At 58.3% G+C, this 16,064-nt stretch carries 13 protein-coding genes; 9 read left to right on the top strand and 4 right to left on the bottom strand.

What is annotated here, in order from left to right:
• Window positions 1–1,620: 1,620 nt before the first annotated feature.
• Window positions 1,621–2,028, top strand: a complete 408-nt coding sequence (locus AB4Z00_RS21360; RefSeq protein ID WP_442047141.1) for a response regulator — start codon at window positions 1,621–1,623, stop codon at window positions 2,026–2,028.
• A gap of 1,756 nt (window positions 2,029–3,784) precedes the next feature.
• Here the strand turns inward: AB4Z00_RS21360 and AB4Z00_RS21355 are convergent.
• Window positions 3,785–5,461: a hypothetical protein gene (locus AB4Z00_RS21355; RefSeq protein ID WP_442047140.1), complete on the bottom strand. Its 1,677-nt coding sequence runs from the start codon at window positions 5,459–5,461 to the stop codon at window positions 3,785–3,787.
• 313 nt (window positions 5,462–5,774) lie between these two features.
• Here AB4Z00_RS21355 and AB4Z00_RS21350 point away from each other — a divergent pair, with 313 nt between their 5' ends.
• Genes AB4Z00_RS21350 through AB4Z00_RS21315 form a run of 8 tightly spaced genes read left to right on the top strand, consistent with a single transcriptional unit; the run spans window position 5,775 to window position 13,559 of the window.
• The gene (locus AB4Z00_RS21350) at window positions 5,775–6,506 is read left to right on the top strand and encodes a hypothetical protein (protein WP_442047139.1); all 732 of its coding nucleotides are present in this window, start codon (window positions 5,775–5,777) and stop codon (window positions 6,504–6,506) included.
• On the top strand, window positions 6,503–7,705 hold the full coding sequence (locus AB4Z00_RS21345) for a glycosyltransferase family 4 protein (protein ID WP_442047138.1): 1,203 nt from the start codon (window positions 6,503–6,505) through the stop codon (window positions 7,703–7,705). Before AB4Z00_RS21350 ends, AB4Z00_RS21345 begins: the two co-directional genes overlap by 4 nt.
• The gene (locus AB4Z00_RS21340) at window positions 7,702–8,691 is read left to right on the top strand and encodes a glycosyltransferase family 2 protein (RefSeq protein ID WP_442047137.1); all 990 of its coding nucleotides are present in this window, start codon (window positions 7,702–7,704) and stop codon (window positions 8,689–8,691) included. Before AB4Z00_RS21345 ends, AB4Z00_RS21340 begins: the two co-directional genes overlap by 4 nt.
• On the top strand, window positions 8,688–9,680 hold the full coding sequence (locus AB4Z00_RS21335; protein ID WP_442047136.1) for a dolichol-phosphate mannosyltransferase: 993 nt from the start codon (window positions 8,688–8,690) through the stop codon (window positions 9,678–9,680). Before AB4Z00_RS21340 ends, AB4Z00_RS21335 begins: the two co-directional genes overlap by 4 nt.
• A complete protein-coding gene (locus tag AB4Z00_RS21330; protein ID WP_442047135.1) occupies window positions 9,661–10,869 on the top strand; it encodes an NAD(P)/FAD-dependent oxidoreductase in 1,209 nt (402 codons plus the stop codon). Before AB4Z00_RS21335 ends, AB4Z00_RS21330 begins: the two co-directional genes overlap by 20 nt.
• Entirely contained in the window at window positions 10,866–11,852 is a 987-nt protein-coding gene (locus AB4Z00_RS21325) for an NAD-dependent epimerase/dehydratase family protein (RefSeq protein WP_442047134.1), read from the top strand. Before AB4Z00_RS21330 ends, AB4Z00_RS21325 begins: the two co-directional genes overlap by 4 nt.
• A complete protein-coding gene (locus AB4Z00_RS21320; RefSeq protein WP_442047133.1) occupies window positions 11,849–12,568 on the top strand; it encodes a class I SAM-dependent methyltransferase in 720 nt (239 codons plus the stop codon). Before AB4Z00_RS21325 ends, AB4Z00_RS21320 begins: the two co-directional genes overlap by 4 nt.
• Window positions 12,555–13,559: a lysylphosphatidylglycerol synthase transmembrane domain-containing protein gene (locus AB4Z00_RS21315; protein ID WP_442047132.1), complete on the top strand. Its 1,005-nt coding sequence runs from the start codon at window positions 12,555–12,557 to the stop codon at window positions 13,557–13,559. Before AB4Z00_RS21320 ends, AB4Z00_RS21315 begins: the two co-directional genes overlap by 14 nt.
• A gap of 28 nt (window positions 13,560–13,587) precedes the next feature.
• Here AB4Z00_RS21315 and AB4Z00_RS21310 read toward each other — a convergent pair whose 3' ends face one another.
• The 3 genes from AB4Z00_RS21310 to AB4Z00_RS21300 are packed head-to-tail and all read right to left on the bottom strand — an operon-like array spanning window position 13,588 to window position 15,873.
• A complete protein-coding gene (locus AB4Z00_RS21310) occupies window positions 13,588–15,063 on the bottom strand; it encodes a class I adenylate-forming enzyme family protein (protein ID WP_442047131.1) in 1,476 nt (491 codons plus the stop codon).
• On the bottom strand, window positions 15,056–15,616 hold the full coding sequence (locus tag AB4Z00_RS21305) for an acyltransferase (protein WP_442047130.1): 561 nt from the start codon (window positions 15,614–15,616) through the stop codon (window positions 15,056–15,058). The genes AB4Z00_RS21310 and AB4Z00_RS21305 overlap by 8 nt, the downstream gene beginning before the upstream one ends.
• Complete coding sequence (locus tag AB4Z00_RS21300; protein ID WP_442047129.1) at window positions 15,613–15,873, bottom strand: acyl carrier protein; 261 nt, start codon at window positions 15,871–15,873, stop codon at window positions 15,613–15,615. Before AB4Z00_RS21300 ends, AB4Z00_RS21305 begins: the two co-directional genes overlap by 4 nt.
• Between the last annotated feature and the right edge of the window lie 191 nt (window positions 15,874–16,064).

Below are 16,064 nucleotides of genomic sequence, written 5' to 3'. Positions count from 1 at the left end.
TCTGATGTGTGACAAGCAGGCAGCGCACATCTTGACCTGAATGAGAGGTATTTGCCAACGGCTGTCATTGAGGCGGGCCATGAAAACGTGCTGGCGCTTCGCTGCGGTGACACGATCTTCCCGCACCCTTGAAGTCGGCTCGGCAAACGTAGCATCGCCGCAAGGTCGATTTCCCACGACGCCGCCAATCCAAAAATCCTTCGAATCCCCTTGATCCTTGGAAATGAGCAACATACCTTTTCCAGGACAGGCTATAGCGATCGTGGCACGATCGCCCTTTATGTTTTGCATTTGGAGGTTTTGCTATGCATTTCCGCCCCTTGCACGACCCTATACGCGCGCCCAGCTTTCCAGGCGATAAAAGGGCCTCCGCCTGTAATCCATTTCGACTGAGACAATTTCGGCCGCCGCGCGCATGGTTATACGGGCTTATCAGCGTGCATAGACGTTTCGGCAGGAGCGCAAATGTCATACGGATGACTTGCCTGCCGCCGCCACGTGAGGCGCTTCGAGCCAGCCTACCGCTGATCCGGACTGCCCCCAAGCACCTCACCCGGCGCGCAATGCAGGCGGCAGGGCGAAGCAGCACCTCATCCGAAAGTCGCGGGGCGCCGGTCACGCGCCGGGTGGGCGCACACCTGTCCTTATTGAGCCAGCCGAAGCTCGCTAGGGTTGAACCTAAATCGGCGACAAGTACTGCAGCGGACAAGTGGCTGCGATGCGGCGGTTCGGCATTTTCAGTTTTGCTTGAGCCGTCCGCCGCCACCACGAGGTTCCTCGCAACAAATGGCAATCCAGGTGTTCAATGCCAGACAGGGCCGCGGCGAAACGACCAGTGTTGCAAGCCGCACATGCCTTACCTTCACGTTCCTTTCAGATCATCTTCAGGCAGGGCGGCTGCAACAAATCTGCGCAGTCTCAGAATGACGTACTCCGCTTCAGGTGGAGATCAAGGATGACACGGATCGATCCTCAAGATCCAACCTTATATTCCCTTTCCGGGGCCGAACTGGCGCGATTATCGCGCGGGGTTGCACTGGGTCTGCTCAAATCTCCCAAATCGATAGAGCATCGATCGCAGGCGACCATTTTGGTAAGGTTTCAGTCTTGTAGCGAGGCTGAGCGGGCAAGGACATGTATCGCCTAGCCGTCCGGCGCGGGGCGAGCCATCCTTTTGCAGATCGTTCCGGGCCGAGGGGCTACGCTCTGGATGGGACAGGAGACGCTGAACAGCCCATTTTCTCTGTTGTCGCCGCCTCGCGCGCCGTCCTCAGGGCGCGCACCGCCTCTTCGTATCGGTGGCCGAAGCAAAGGCGTTCCRCATGTGAGACCCGATCCCCGTTTCCAAACTGAAACAGCTGAGCATCGAGCGATCACTTACAGCTGACAAAGATGCCCAAACGCGGCGAAACGCTCTTAATTCGCCTTAGCGGATATTGAAGATGCCGGATGGCACACCATCTCACGACCGCGAGAAAAAAGGCCAAGGACGCTGACAGGAAATTGAGCTATTCGAAGGGCGTGCGCAGATACGCACAGACTTGGAACCGAAACGGCGGCGTGCGTTCATAGGCGAAGAAGCGGTGCACGAAACCGGAGAGATAAAGATGCGGCGGGATAATGCTAGGTGGTGATGTGAAGCAGGAAAGGGTTAAGCGTTCCAGTCGCTGGGATATGAAGCCTGCTATATTGATTGTCGACGACGCCCCGTTCGTTGCTCTCGATTTGGAAGACGCCGCAGTGGCTGCCGGTTTCCGAGTCATTGGCCCGTGCGGATCTGTTTCGGCAACCCTAGGGGAAGTCAATCGCTGGACGCCTGCTTGCGCCATTCTGGATGTGCAACTTGCCGACGGCCCGGTCTTCCCTGTCGCGGATTTTCTACAAGACGCGGGGGTTCCTCTCATATTTCACTCCGGCACTTCGGCCGGCGACGAGCTGCTGGCCCGCTATCCCGGCGCGCGGTTTTGCGCCAAACCCAGTCAGCCCGCGGATTTGATGAATTTCGTGCGACAAGCTGTCGGTTTATGACCGGGCGGCAAGTCTCGTAGCTCTGGGAGCAACGGCGCGCTCGTGGTTCGGCGCTCCCTCATAACGAGCAGGCGACCGGCGGCTTGGCCGTTTGTTCTTGGCTACAAGTACCTACCCCAACGTCGTGCGTGAGCCTGAGGCGCCATGCGGCTCGCCTGTTAATAGGCACACGCCTTGCTACGGTTCGCCCCTTACCGGCGTACGGCACGGCGTGGTCATGGTCTCAGGCTCAAAAAACCTATCGAAAAGACTGGAGACCGATGCCCCGCCAAACCAGGGGAGGGACGCTCGTGTAACCAAAAAATAGTGCAAGTCTTGCAGGCCCCTTGCCACAGCCCGGCGGGGCATCCTGAACTGACTGTCCGTGATCAATGCGCCTTTTTTCCGTATTTCTGCAGCGCCCTCAGCGCCGCTATCATTTTCTTGCGCGCCGGCCCCGCATCGAGGAATTGCAAACCGTAGTTCTCCATCCAAGCTTATCGAGTTGCGCCTTCAGGTGACCAAACCAGTCACGGCTCAAGGCCTTCGCTTTGGGTCAGGCTATTTTCGAGCCAACCTTCCGTTTCCGGTGATGCAGCAAGCAGTGATGCTCGAAGGCGGGCCGCGGTGCCAGCCGCGGCGATGCAGCAACGAACGCCCGTTGCCCTGCTCGGGCTAAGGCTGATTGCGATTTTAATGCGCGTTGGCGAGCAATGCGCGCCGCCCACGCACCGGGCGATCTGATAGAAGGGGCGACTACGTGCGGGGTGCGGATATATTTTCAGCAGTAGGCATAATCGAAAGGCCGCCCCTTCAGGACGGCCTTTCCATTGCCAGCCCGCTACGGCCCTTAGAGTTGGGAAGCCCCATCGGCGGGGATCGTGCTCATTAGGTGTGCCGTCAGCGGCGTGAGACAATGAGACATTCGATCACCTCCTTTCAGTTGTTGAACATAGACTGGCATATGGCGCCGGAGCCCTTGTTTACAAGACTTGATGCGGAGAATGGCGACGAGAGCGTACAGATCTGGTTTCGGGAACGTCAACGCATCTTGGTATAACAGGTTGACGAAGGATGTTATCACCTTTCGATCGACCTGTCCGGAGTTCCGCCGCAACGATAATCAATGCTAAAAAGCAGTCGTTCGTGCGACCGCACCGGCCCTTTCGGATCGACCTGACTTTGTTTTATAGTGACTCCCATTGCACGGCGGTGGAAAGTTCGGTGATAGCGGGGTCGGTGGCGCCGGCCGTCAATCGGGTCTAAAGTAAGCCAAGCAAAAGCGATTTTGTCCCGTTTGGCAAAGAGCGCAATATCAGCCGGATCAAAGGCTGTTTCCCGTCTTGAACTGCGGACAGGCTATCATGGCAGCTTCAGATATGAGTAACCCCGGCGCTGTCAGGCGAACGTAGGGTTGCAGCCGAAGCTTGCGGGGCACCTTTGGGTAATGCGGCGTGTCTGATCTGGCGACACGTTCCGAGCACAAATTCAGCGCAGCCAGGCATGATCCTGATGTTTGACGCAAGCTGGCGACCTAGAGGGYCGCGCCGCCTGCGCGGGGGGGGGCAAGCGGACTAACTCGCAGCTTAAGACTGGCGTGGGCAAATTGAGGCGATATCTATTGCCACTGCGGGCGGGCTGGCGCGGTCGCCCTGCGCAGCTGCAATTGACTTCCCCTTCTCGGAGATGATCATCTTCATACAGTAGCGCCCTTGGCTGGGCGCGCTCTTGTTGCACAGAGATCAGAGGGCGGATCATACCGATCGGCAGGAGCAGGTCACTGCCGGAAGGGCGCTTTCTTACACTCCGCGCTTCTCGTCATTGTCGTGGCTTTCCAGGTGTAGATCCTAAAAGGCATGTCGGCAGGCAAGCGCGACCGCGTCGCCACCTTCTCGATGGCATCTGCCGTGCTCGATATGACCGAGTAGTCGCGCCATCTTCCCTCGGGAACGATGATCACGCCGCTTCTGGTGCACCTTATGTAAAGTTCGATAGAGTTTGGTTCACTGATCATCAAAACGCCGGTTCTCGTATCCCTTGCGAATTCCTCGTGCGATAAGTCCCACTGGATCGTGCGGTTCAACATCAGGTCGAGCCGTCCCAGGAAATACAAGGTCCGCATGTCATCGACGCCGACAATCTTGTCGTAACCCGAGACAGCGCCTCGAAGCGCTGGAAGCCAGGGGCCCCAGTCAAAATTTCGGCTACGCTTCATCTTCTCGGGTGAAACTATATCGCCCGAGCGCACGAAGGTCGCTATCCTGCCGGGGTTACTGCGAAAATTGTAAGCACTGCCTAGCACCGCAAGCGCCAGGATCGCGGTAAGCAACGGCGCGCGCCAAGCCGGCCAATCCCGCCGCGACGCTTGTTGCCGAACTATATCGAAGACCCAGCCAGCCGCTAGCGCCCAAAGGGCAAGGAAAAACGGGAAGGCCGAGAACACGTAGCGCTCTGCCTTCTGGGGAGCGACAGAGGCGATCAAGAGCGGAACGACGAACAAAACCGAGAGAAAAAGCGCTTTACGCTTGTCAAAAAACCAAGCGCAGATAAGACCAAGAGGAAAGAGGTATGCTAGCAACCCATAAGACCGCATGAACTGCACATAGTACAGATAATTGAACTGCGATTGCCGGGACCAGGGCGCTGCGTTCCAGAACCGCGCATACAGCGATACGAGCAATTTCGGTAGCGGCGACAAAGCCAGGGCTGCGACTAAGATCGCCAGCAGAACTGCTAACAAAGCGGCCATCTTTCGGTTGTCGATACGTATTGGTTTTCCAACAAAGAGCAGGCGATCGAGTACAGCCCACGCAGCCAGAGCCGCTATGCAAATGAGGGTGAGTATTTGCAGCTCCAGGGCGAGGGCAAAAGCGCTCACAACAGCCATAACGAGCATAGCGGCACGTGCCGGCGAATGCTTCTTCGTGACAAGAGTATAGGTCCCCACAGCGCCCAGCCAAACCATCAAGCCATGCAAAGTGTAGAAACGGGCGAAACCAGATAGCTGGATGCCGAAATAATCGAATGCCAGTAGGGTTGCCGCAGCCAAAGCAGCAAACCGGCTGGACCGCTGCAACCATAGTGCCACCGCRGCGACCAGTAGAGTGCCTGAAAGGATGGCTGGGAGTCGCAGCGCAAGCAATCCATCTCCAAAGGCCAGCATCGAAAGAGCGGTAAGGGCGGTATAAGGCGCAGCGCGGACATACTCACCGTTACCGATCGCGAAGGTCCCGCTCTGTCCGAAAGAAAGGCCCGCGAAGTAATGGTAAAATTCGTCGTGCAAGATAACACGTGTCATCCCGCTGCACACGCGAATGGCGAAAGCGGCGAGAACGAGCGTTATCAGGACGACGGTGTAGATTCTGCCGGAAAATTCCCGGTCTTTCGCGAAGGGGGGCGGCTCGTCAGGGCGGCTTTGAGTTTCGGTTTGGCCGTCAATGACAGTTTGCCGCACGGCTTCGCCTTTTGATCACTGAACAAGATGCCTCACTCATCCTTCGAAGAGGGATCATGTCAATGATCTCGTAAGGTCATGTTATGCCTCATCGGCATTAGGCTGCTTCATATGAGTGGTTGAGGTCACTTAAGAGGTACAATAGATGTACTGGTGCAACTCTTTTTCGCAATGCGCTCTTCGGATTCGTATGTTGCTGGAATTTATGTGTTAGTTTACGGCTGGTTTCTTCTGCAAGCTACTGGATGTGGTAATGCATCAAGAGGTAAGGTGCCCTACTATACGCTCTAGTTCGGGCTGGAGTTGTCTGGCAGTGGATGCTCACGCCCATCTCTATGACGGGGTGTCTTCTCTGGAAATCGCTGCAGGAAATATTGTAAAGAACTGCCCCGAGGCACAGATCGGTGTACTGCTGCTTGCTGAACGAATGGATGAGCAGCTCTTCTTGAAATGGCGCAGCGATCCTCCGCGCGGCCTGCACGAGACATCGGAACCGATTGCGCTCTACTATGACGCGGGCGCGCTACCCATGCTCATAATAGCGGGACGCCAGATCGTGACGGCAGAGAGCATCGAATTGCTCTTGCTTGGCACTTTGGATTTCCCTCGCGATAATGACAGTCTGGCAAAAACCCTCGCCGCGCGATCCGGTGGCGGACTTGCAGTCCTGCCATGGGGCTTTGGCAAGTGGATAGGGCAGCGCGGCGCCTCAGTCGCATCTGCTTTAAAAAGCCGTGCTGACCTTTTTGCAGGCGACATCCAAGCGCGACCGTCCTTGTTGCCATCACCGACGCTGCGGCGTGCCGGCCTTTCCGGTCGCCCGGTCCTTGCCGGGACTGATAGCTTGCCGATGGCCGGCGATAATCACCGCATCGGCGGCTTCGGGCAAGTGGTGTGTTCGGCTATAGATCCGCAGAGACCTGCAGCCTCTCTTCTTCAGGCTCTGCAAAACCCTGGTCACCGGACATATGGGCGCAGGGCATCACTCGCGATGGCCATGCGCCAGCAGCTCGCGTGGCACCGCAGCCGAAGACGCGCGGCATGAGAATTCTGTTTCTCGCTCCCCAGCCATTTTTCGTCGAGCGAGGAACTCCGATCGCCGTGAGGCTGGCGGTGGAGGCTCTGTGCCGGGCAGGGCACAAGGTAGATCTGCTTGTCTTCCACGGGGGTGAGGACATCGCTGTCTCCGGCCTGACGATATATCGAGCCGCCAGACCTCCGATGGTCACTTGCGTGCCGATCGGTCTTTCTGCGCCGAAGCTCGCTTGCGATGCGTTCCTTGTAGCGGCGGCAATTGGACACTTGATCAAGCGACGGTACGACATCGTTCATGCCGGCGAAGAAGCTGTTTTTCCGGCATTATTTCTCAAAATGCTGCGCCGCTTCAAGCTGGTTTACGATATGGATTCCTTGCTGAGCGATCAAATTGCCGAAAAGTGGCCGCGCATGGGTGTTTTCCGTCCGCTGCTCGCCCGCTTGGAGCGGTGGCCAATGCGCCGCGCGGACTTGATCTTGCCGGTCTGTGCGGCAATCGCGGAGCGCGTGGCCACGCAAGCCCCTGGTCAGACTATTCATGTGCTTCCCGACGCACCGCCGCCAGTGCCTGCCGCCGGCGAGTCGGCCCAAGTAATGAACTTGCGCGCCTTGGTGGGGGGCCTTCGGCCGATCGCCCTGTATGTTGGCAATTTAGAGCGTTACCAAGGCGTCGATCTGCTACTGGCTGCGATGCAACATGTCCCCGAGCAATGCTGTTCGCTCGTCATTGTGGGCGGCTCGGACCGCGACGTGGCGGCGGCGGCGGGAGCGGTCCGCCGCCTCGCTATCGCAGACCGTGTCCACCTTGCAGGCGCCGCGCCGCTGACCCATCTACCGCAACTGCTGGAACAGGCGGATATTCTTTGTTCGCCGCGCATTAGCGGCGTGAACACCCCCATGAAACTCTATGCCTATATGCAGGCAGGCCGCGCGATCATGGCAACGGCCATTCGTTCGCACACACAAGTGCTATCCGATACGGAAGCGTGCCTCGTTGATCCCGATGACCGTGCCATGGCAGCCGGGCTCGTAAGACTGGCGAGCGACGCTTCCCTCAGGACGAGACTGGGCGAGGCCGCCCGGCGTACCGCGAAAAACTACAGTCTTCCAGCTTATGAGAAGCGACTTCGTGAAGCCTATGCGACGCTGGGCCCTCCCAAACGGGGAAGGGGTCGTTTTCTTCTCGCCGCTTCAGGAGCCGGCAAATGAACACGATGTGTCCCGGCAACAGACTAAGCTTGCCGACCGAACCCGATTTTTCCGTTGTCGTGCCGCTTTACAACGAAGAGGACAACGTCGCTCTGCTGTACCAAGCTGTTTCGCGAGCGTTGGTGCAAGAACCGCGGTCCTACGAGCTCATATTGGTTGATGACGGCAGCCGCGATGGCACGCTTGAACGTGCAGCTGCCCTGGTCAAGGACGATGAACGCGTTCGCGTTATCGAGTTCGCGCGAAACTATGGACAGACCGCGGCAATGGCTGCAGGCATCCATAACGCCCGGGGCCGGATCATCGTGACCATGGATGGCGACCTGCAAAACGATCCGCGCGACATCCCGGCTATGCTGAACTTGCTGGAGAAAGGCCATGACATGGTGGCTGGATGGCGGCGCAAGCGGCAGGATGAGGGTAAGCGGATGCTCGTCTCGAAAGTGGCGAACCGCATCATCAATGGGCTGCTCGGCGTAACCGTCCGTGACAGCGGTTGCTCGCTGAAGTGTTACCGTCGTGAGCTTATCCAGACCCTGCCTTTCCACGGTGAGATGCACCGCTTTATCCCGGCCTTGAGCCAACTGGCAGGAGCGAAGATCGTACAGGTGGAAGTGAGGCATCATGCGCGCCGCTTCGGAACGTCCAAATACGGCTTTTCACGGATCTACAAAGTGGCTTTGGATATCGTGTCCATCCGCTTCCTGCTTCGTTACTCGCTGCGTCCTCGGACGTGGATGCTTCGGCCAACATTGGCAACTTGCCTGCTAGGGCTGGGTATCCTGTTGCTCGTGGAAACAGAGCGGCCAACCGTCATTGTCGAATGGTCAATCGTGTTCCTCTTTGCCCAGCTGGCGCTGTTCCTGGCTGCCTGGTCTACACTGGGCTATATCCTGGCAATCACCGAACCCCGGGTCAGTCAGTTCTCCGCGCTTGCCGCCAAGCTCTACGCCTACAGAAAGCCTCCCCAGGGAGATCCGACATGAACGTGCCGGGAGTAAGACCCTTGCCAGAACTGACTGTCGTCATTTGCGTCACCGACCGCGTTGACGAGCCCAAGCAGCTCCTCGACATCTACCAAAAGGCACTGGAGCCGCTCGGCAAGAGCGTCGAGTACATCTACATTGTTGCAGAGACCCACCCGCGCGTGAGCGATATAACCGCCCTATCCGGCGCCGGCGTCAGAGTCATACATATGCCTCATCTCTGCGGGGAGACATCGATGCTGCGTGAGGCAATCGGTGCGACGAAGAGCGAGCTGGTGATGACGCTCCCCCCGTATCTGCAAGTCGAGCCTGACATTCTTGCCTCTCTTGCGGCCGAACTCGAGGGCAGCGACATGGTTGCCGCCTCTCGGATCCGCGTAAAGGACTCCCTGCTCAACCGGGCGCGAGCGAGTGCTTTCAGAAGCGCGAACCGCCTGACCGGAACCAGGTTCGACGATCTCGGCTGCCGGGTGAGGCTTTTCGCGCGGTCTTTGTTCGATCGTCTTGTACTGCAGGACGAGCAGGCCGGCTATCTTCCGATTTTCGCCGAACATGCCGGTTACCGTGTCAAGCAGGTCAAGGTCCCGCAAGCGGATCTCGATCGCCGGCACCGTTCGTACAATCTCAGAATCTATTTTGCAGGTTTGCTCGACGCAATATCCATCACGTTTCTCATACGGTTCCTTCAAAAACCATTTCGTCTTTTCGGATCCATCGGTGCGGCATTGTTCGCCAGCGGTTCTGTCTTGGCGGCGATCCTCATAATTCAAAGGTTCCTGGGACAAAGTATCGCCGAGCGGCCCGCGCTGCTGCTCAGTGTACTGCTTATAGTTCTCGGCATTCAGGTCGCAGCAGTCGGTCTTATCGCAGAGGTCATTCTCTTCACCCGTCTTCCGGCAAGTTCCATTTACCGTGTGCGAAGAATTATCGAGCATGTAAGCGAGGCTCAGGACAAGGAGATGGCTTCTCATGCCGGTATCCAGCCTTGACGACAGCGCAGCGTACGGCGCTATCATCGTTGGCGGCGGGATCCAGGGATTGATGGTCGCTCTTGCCGCTGCGGAGCGCGGCCTCAAGCCTCTTGTTCTGGAGCGAGCCGGCCTTGGCGCCGGTGCGAGTACCGCCAGTATGGGCATTGTCCACGGCGGGCTGCGCTACCTGCAATCGTTGGATATTCCACGCTGGTACCGCTCGCGTGAGAACCAGCGATGGTTCGGCCAAGAATTCAGCGCCTATTGCAAGCCGCTGCGATGCCGGATGCCGCTTTATCATCGCACGTTTCGCTCGCCCGGAATGTTCCGCGCGGCCTTTGTTATCGAGCGCCTGCTTTCAAATCTTGCCGCTTCGCCTTCTGGGCTCCCCCCGGCCAAGCTCAAGGGCGACGACCATGATTTGCCGTCGCTGGTTCCGCGCCAACGTCTTACAGCGGTTGCTGAGTGGTCAGAGCTTGCCCTCGAGGACGGGGCAGGGCTGCTTGCGCACATAGCGGAGCGGATAGAGGCGATGGGGGGACGCGTCACGTTGCACGAGGAGGCGACAGGCCTGGAGGAGCGGCCGGAAGGCGGTCTGCTTATCAGCACTCGGCGAGAAGACCGCGAAGCGCATTATAACGGCAAGTGCGTAATGCTTTGCGTCGGAGCTGCCTCCCGCTCCTTGGCACGGTGCCTCGACCGTGACATTCCAGCACTTTCCGCGCGCGTCTTGGCGTTCAATCTGCTCCTTGACCGACCTATGGAAGTCGGCACTGCGCTGGCCCTTTCCGCTAACGCCGGGCACGGACGCAGCTATTTCTTGCGCGGGTATGAGGGAAGCATTCTCGCAGGAACGTTCTATCACCCGCTTTCCGAAGATCTCGGCGGCGCGGTAAGACCCGCTGTGCCGCAGGCTCTGATTGAGCGGGCAATGCGGGAAATCGTGCAAGCTGTACCGCAGCTGCAGGGTAGCAAAGTGGTCGAGACATGGTCTGGAGCGCTTCCGGACACGAACGGGCAGGGTGTTAGATTGCGAAACCGCGACCTTCTTTATGATCACGGGCGGCATGGCGGACCACGCGGGCTCTATACCCTGCTCGGCACGAAACTGACGACCTCTCGTTCGCTTGCGCTGAGTGCGCTTGACCTGGAAGGACGAAAAAGCCCCGATCGCCAGCGCTCGGCGCCGCGAAAGGCTGCCGCATGAGGGCCATCACCCCTCCCCAGCTGATTGCGCTTACAGGGGCCAGCGGTCTGCTTGGCGGAGCGATTGCCAAACGCCTGCGGCAGGCAGGCTTTCGAGTCCGCTGCCTTTTGCGGCGACCTGAGCCAACTTGGCAAGGCGAAACTGTCTTGGGCGATCTTGCCGACCGCGCAGCCCTTGGCGAACTTGTGAAAGGCGCGTCCGGTGTCCTCCATGTCGCGGCGATGTACCGGAGTGACGGTCCGCGCGAGGAGTTCATGTCCGTCAACCGCGACGGGACCGAGCGGTTGCTTTGGGCCGCCCAGGAAAGCGGGGTGCGCCGCTTCGTCTATTGCTCGACTATCGGTGTCCACGGTTCAGTTCGCGTCTCCCCGTCGAATGAAGATGCGCCATTTGATCCGCAGGATGCCTATCAGGAGAGCAAGCTGGCGGCTGAGCGCATCTGCGTCGGCGCGGTAGGCAAGGGCCCAATGGAGATCGTGGTTCTGCGTCCTTGCGGGATCTATGGGCCCGGCGACACGCGGCTCCTTAAAATGTTCACGATGTTGCAGAAGCGGATGTTCGTTCAGATTGGCGAGGGATCCGCTAACTTCCATCCCGTTTTCATAGATGATCTTGCCGAAGGTTTCATGCGCGGGCTGACTGTCCCGGGGGTCGACGGAGAAATCTTCATTCTCGGCGCGGCCGATTACACGCCGCTCAAGGCGCTCATCGCCCAGGCAGCTGCATCGCTCGACCGGCCGCCGCCATGGATTCGCTTGCCTTACAAACCTGTCGAACTCATTGCGGATCTTTGCGAAACAACCTGCAGGAAATTTTCTATAGAGCCTCCGCTTCACCGCCGGCGGCTCACATTCTTCAAGCACAACCGCGCTTTCTCTATTGCGCACGCGCGCGAAGGATTGGGTTATGACCCGCAGGTGGACCTTGTCGAAGGTTTCAGACGCACCGTGGCTTGGTACCGCCAGCAAGGGCTTCTGAAATGAGCCCCGAGGCGCCCGATATCGTCACTTCCAGTCTTGCCTACGCTAGGCGTTTCGCCGGGCGAGCTGGTCGGCTTTTTCTCGAAAGACAAGAGGAGGTCATAGCTGATGCTCTTGCCGACAAGCAGGGTGTGACTATTCTCGACGTGGGCGGCGGTCATGCCCAGCTTAGCGGGCCATTGTCTGCATGGGGGCATAAGATCACCGTAGGCGGCAGCTCCGCTGCCTGCGCGGAGCGACTGACGAGCGATTTGCGAAACACGCATGTCACGTTCTGCATCGTCACGCTTGATCGGCTTCCCTTTGAAGCAAGATCGTTCGATACCGTAATATCGATACGACTGATGGCGCATGTCGAGGACTGGCAACACTTTGTTGCCGAATTATGCCGCGTAGCGCGGAACTCCGTGGTGATCGATTACCCTGATCTTGCAAGCGTCAATGCGTTCACTTTTGCAACGTTCGCGCTCAAGCGCTGGACGGAAGGGGATACCCGGAGGTACCGTAATTTCACCGCATCGATGCTGAAGCGTGAATTTGCGCTTCTTGGCTTCGAGGTCAGGTCAGTCGAACGACAGTTCGTACTCCCCATGGCCCTGCACCGCCTTCTTAAGGCTCCTCGTCTGTTGGCCCATGCCGAGCGAATAGCCGTGCGCGTGGGTCTCACGCGGTGGTTCGGAAATCCGGGCGTAATGCGGGCCGATCGTGTTGCGAGGTGAGCGCGGCGCATCGACCGCCGGCGCTCCGGCCAGCGCCAAGCATCCTGGACGACGATGGGGTGTTTTTGCTTTCAAGCTTGCGATATCGGCCAGCCTGCTTGTCCTGCTGTTCCGACATGTACCGTTCGCGCGAGGCGCGTCCCTTTTATTAGCCGCCGACCCATTTGTGGTTATGGCCGGCGGTGGCCTCATGTTCATGCAAACCGGACTGAGCGCTCTTAAATGGCACGTGCTCCTCAGGGCGCAAGGCGTGGCAGTCCCTTATCTGAAGCTGGTTAGAACCTACTTTTTGGCCAATTTCATCAACCTGTTCACCCCCGGGTTTCTCGGCGGCGACGCTTATCGTTCACTCTCCCTGCGCCGCTACACCGGCGGTATTGTCAAATCGCTTCCCTCCGTGATCGTCGACCGGATCACCGGTCTTATCGTGCTGATCGCGCTGGCGGCGACAGGCGCGAGCCTCTATCTAGTCCCTCAGCATCCACTTGCGACCGTATGCTTGATCCTTGTCACCGGGGCGGCCGGCTATGCCGTGCTCTTAATTGTTATAGATCCCTTGCTGCAACGGATCGCCGGTGGCAGCACGCATCCGTTGCTGACCTTGCTCTTGGATCTACTCGCCGCGCTGCGTCCAACATCTTTCCTTGGAAAGGCCTTCGCGGTTGCACTTATTTTCCAGCTCAACATCGTCTTTATCGTCTGCCTCTGGAGCGCGGGGCTTCATCTTTCCGCGACGGTGTCCCAGCTGTTCCTGATCGTACCGACCGTTTACCTCCTTGAGATATTGCCTATTTCAATTAGCGGCGTGGGTCTGCGCGAAGGAACGTATGCGGTTCTCTTCTCGTTCTTCAGCCTACCGCCGGAACAGGGACTGGCCTTGGGACTGCTGACAAGCATCATGCGTTATATCGTGGGGGCAATCGGAGCGTTCGTCTGGTTTATACCGGACGAGACAGGCCGCAACGCCTCATCGGTCCCGAGAGCGACATAAGTGTGCGGTTTTCGAGGCTAGARATAGGTCAGGCAGGTGCAAGGCAGCGGCGCAGCTGTGCCCTTTTTAGCTTGCCACTCTCAGTTCTGGGCAGTTCGGCAACCGTGACGAGACGCACGGGTCTTTCATGCGGTTCCAGAGCGCCGGCGAGTTGCCGCAAATACCTGCGAACTTCGAAGACTTGAGGTTCATCCACGACGAGGAACAGGACCGGGACTTGGCCAGCCAGACCGTTCGGATCGTTCACGCCGATGCAACCTGCATCGCGTGTGCCCGCAATAGCGAGCGCCGCCCGCTCGATCACAAGCGGGTCCACTTTCTTTCCTCCAACATTGATCTGATCATCTGCTCGGCCTATCAGCATCAAATAGCCGTCTTCATCGAGAATGCCGAGATCGTTCGTTTTCAACCAACCGTCATCAGTGCACACGGCTGCAGAGGTCTGTGGATCCAGCCAATAACCAGTCATCCGGGCTGGTGAACGGATTTGAATAATACCCTGCGTTCCAGCGCTCAGGATACGGTCCTCTTCGTCGGCCACTCGAATAGCGACCCCTGGTGCAGGCTTGCCCACGCTCCACAAGTGATCATTATCGGTGTTGAATTCCAAGAAGCAACTACGCGATGCCTCTGTAAGCCCGTAATGCATGCAGATGCGGCTTCGGGGAAGCATCCTCGCGAGAGCTCTCTTGCGCTCTTCCGGCATTGGCGCACTTCCCAGTTCGAGGTAGCGCAAGCGCGCCGCAGCGTCGGCAAATTCCGCTTCGCCGAGGTGTTCGAGCACCGCGATGGTCATAGGTACGCTGGACAAACCTGTGACGTGGGCGTCCGCCATGGCCTCGAGAATGAGCGCAGGGAAGGTCAGACCTGGCACGACATTCATGCTCCCCCCGGAAAGCACGGTACAACGCACCCGGCCAAGGCCGAACGAGTGAGAGAGGGGCACGGTCACTACCTCCCGGTCGCTGGCAACGTTACCTATGAATTCGTTAGTCGCCGCGGCAGCGGACCGAATTGCCGAATGACTAAGTATGACGCCCTTGGGAGATCCGCTCGTGCCGCTTGTGAAGAGGATATCGGCCGTCGTTGCAGGGTCCGGTAATGGGGGATCGAGATCTCCTTTTCCGGCAGCCGCCTGCTTAGCGCATTCTTCAAGAAAAGGAGAGAACGACGCGGTGTCCAGGTGCACCGCGGCGCTGGTGCGCTGCACGATTGCAGCATTCGCCCCGCTACGCGACGCGCTTACAGGAACGGCGATAGCTCCCGCGAGATGTGTTCCGAAGTAAGCCGCGACGAAGCGCCAGGGCTGGGACGGCACTTCAAGAACGACACGGGCTCCCGCGGCCACTCCGCGTCCGAGCAGCGCATGCCGCACCTGGCAAGCAAGCGTCCACATTTCCCCGAAGGTGATCCAGCGCTCGCCATCAGCGATGAACGGGGCACCCGGCTGCGTGAGCGCCCGCTGCCGAAGCGCGGCTATGACGCTTGCGGGCGCGTCATTCACGGTTGAAGACCACTTTGGCGGGATTTCCCGACACGATCGAAAACGGCGCTATCCTGCCTGAAACGACGCTGCCTGCACCAATGACGGCCCCTTGGCCAATGCGGCAACCATCGAGCACGACAGCCCCCGATCCGATCAGAACGTCGTTGCCGATCAAAATGCCACGGTCCCGAAAGCCCTGCTCGGTGATCAGCCGATCTTTTCGACGGTACTCGCGCGTGGTGGCGACAATCGTAACATGCGATCCTAACCGTACATCGTCGCCGATCGTGAGGTCGCCTACACCGGCGATGATGTGATTGAAGCTGCCGATCGCGCAGTTACGACCGATGGCTATTCTGCCGCCGCTGGATTGAATGATGGCCCACCGTTTTACGATTGTTCCCTTTCCAAACCGAATATCCTTGGAGAGCTGAACGCTTGAAGCAGGATGCACCCTGGCCCGGTCGCGCACGTACAGATAAGGAGTGGCAAGGAATGCAGGAATGATATGTCGCTGAAAGGAACGGCGTCTGGCGGAAAGCTTGGCTTCCTTGTCGTCATTGCTGATCACAAGGGGGTGCCGTCTGCCAATCGCCGCGATACGAATTCGCTCATCCCGATCAGCGTATCGAAATTCGAGGGAGTAAGGTCGCGATTTGAAATGATAGTCCCAAAGCGGTTTTCCAATTCCTGCACCAGCTCAATCATCATCAGCGAGTCCAGGACGCCGGCCTCGAACAGGGACTCGTCGTCGGCAACAGTCGCCACGTCGTCGAGGCTCACCTTGGCAAGTACATCGCGAACTTGAGTAACAGTGACTTTTCTCACTGGGCGTTCCTCTAGTGGAGGTGACGAAAAACTGATCGTTTGTCTATGAACGCACCCGCTCGAGGGAAAACCGCTAAAGGTAGCGGAATATCCCGTCAACGAGATCGTTCGCGGCGCTGATAAAAACATCAAGAGCTCTGATGCCAAAAGGGAATTTTGCGCCGGATAGTCAATTTTGAGTAGAGGGTGTG

The sequence above is a fragment of the Novosphingobium sp. YAF33 genome (assembly GCF_052113265.1).
In the GTDB taxonomy this organism is placed as follows: Bacteria; Pseudomonadota; Alphaproteobacteria; order Sphingomonadales; family Sphingomonadaceae; genus Novosphingobium.
The sequence above is the reverse complement of the archived record's forward strand: the minus strand, read 5'-3'. Positions and strand labels throughout refer to the sequence as shown.

Coding starts and splice junctions, on each gene's coding strand:
- AB4Z00_RS21320 (WP_442047133.1), top strand. CDS start 11,849: ATGAGCCCCGAGGCGCCCGATATCGTCACTTCCAGTCTTGCCTACGCT.
- AB4Z00_RS21360 (WP_442047141.1), top strand. CDS start 1,621: ATGCTAGGTGGTGATGTGAAGCAGGAAAGGGTTAAGCGTTCCAGTCGC.
- AB4Z00_RS21330 (WP_442047135.1), top strand. CDS start 9,661: ATGCCGGTATCCAGCCTTGACGACAGCGCAGCGTACGGCGCTATCATC.
- AB4Z00_RS21340 (WP_442047137.1), top strand. CDS start 7,702: ATGAACACGATGTGTCCCGGCAACAGACTAAGCTTGCCGACCGAACCC.
- AB4Z00_RS21345 (WP_442047138.1), top strand. CDS start 6,503: ATGAGAATTCTGTTTCTCGCTCCCCAGCCATTTTTCGTCGAGCGAGGA.
- AB4Z00_RS21325 (WP_442047134.1), top strand. CDS start 10,866: ATGAGGGCCATCACCCCTCCCCAGCTGATTGCGCTTACAGGGGCCAGC.
- AB4Z00_RS21335 (WP_442047136.1), top strand. CDS start 8,688: ATGAACGTGCCGGGAGTAAGACCCTTGCCAGAACTGACTGTCGTCATT.